This window comes from Streptomyces sp. NPDC058157 (assembly GCF_042884105.1).
Classification (GTDB): Bacteria; Actinomycetota; Actinomycetes; order Streptomycetales; family Streptomycetaceae; genus Streptomyces.
On record NZ_JBHVUQ010000443.1, the window covers coordinates 1 to 1,204 of the forward strand.

Annotated in this window: 1 protein-coding gene; it reads right to left on the minus strand. The window is 72.4% G+C overall.

What is annotated here, in order from left to right; genetic code table 11:
• On the minus strand, positions 1 to 1,149 hold a 1,149-nt coding region (locus tag ACFVXK_RS38710; protein WP_389622116.1), incomplete at its 3' end, for an agmatine/peptidylarginine deiminase.
• Between the last annotated feature and the right edge of the window lie 55 nt (positions 1,150 to 1,204).

Below are 1,204 nucleotides of genomic sequence, written 5' to 3' on the forward strand. Positions count from 1 at the left end.
GCCGGCGACGGCGGGCTGGTCGTGGGTGGCGCAGTGGATGCCGCCGCCGCCCGAGGCGATGGCGTCGATCTTCACGGGGACGATCTCGCGGTCGGGGAAGTGCTCCTTCATGACCTGCTGCGCCCGGTCGTCGGCCCGGGCGTCGCCGAACCGGGGCAGGTACACGCCCTTGGCGCCGATGTAGAAGTTCATGTACGAGGAGACGAAGGCGTCGCCCCGGCCGGTGATCCGGTCGGGGTCGGGCTGGGACAGCTCGATGACCTGGATCTTCTTGCCCCGTGCGTCGGTGGCGTCCTTGAGGACGGACTTCGCCTGGTCGGCCGAGCGCGACCACACGTCGGCCGGGGTGCCCGGGAAGGCCTTGTCCAGCAGCACCACGCCGGGCGCCACGAACCGCATCAGGCAGTCCACGTGCGCGTCGGTGATGTCCTTGCCCTTCACCCCGGCCAGCCAGATCACCTTGGTCACGCCGAAGGCCTTCTTCAGCTCCGCCTCGATCCGGTCGCGGCTCATGCCGGGGTTGCGGTTGGAGTTGACCACGGAGCTCTCGGTGAGCACCAGGGTGCCGAGGCCGTCGGTCTCGAAGGAGCCGCCCTCGGCGACAAGCGGCGTCTCGATCCGTTCGAGGCCGTACTTCGTCAGCAGGGCCCGGGCCACCTTGCCGTCGTTGCCGTGCTCCTGCTTGCCGCCCCAGCCGCTGAAGTTGAAGTCGACCCCCTTGACCTTGCCGCCCTCCTCCACGAAGACCGGCGCCGTGTCCCGGGCCCACAGGTCGTCGACCGCGAGCGGGATCACCTCCACGTCGCCCCCGCACGCCTGCTGGGCGGCGTCCGCCTGATCCGGCCGGGCCATGAGCACCACCGGCTCGCGGGCGCCGATGGCGGCCGCGAGACCGGCGATGTCCCCCCGTACACCGGCCAGCTGGTCGCCCCAGACGTTCTCGGACGCGGGCCAGGCCATGAACGTCCGGGTGTGCTTCTCCCACTCGGCGCCGAGCCGGCGCCCGTTCCCCCCGCCGGCGCCCGGGGTCTCGGGGCCGTCCTCGGCCGCGTCGTCGAGCGCGGAACAGGTGGTCAGGCCGAGGGCGAGCGCGCTCGCCCCCGCGAGGGAGCGCAGCATGGCGCGGCGGGAAAGGGCAGGGGTCGACACAGGGTCCTCCGGTCGGTGAGGGGAGAGGTGTAGGGGCAGGGGCAGGGGCAGGGGC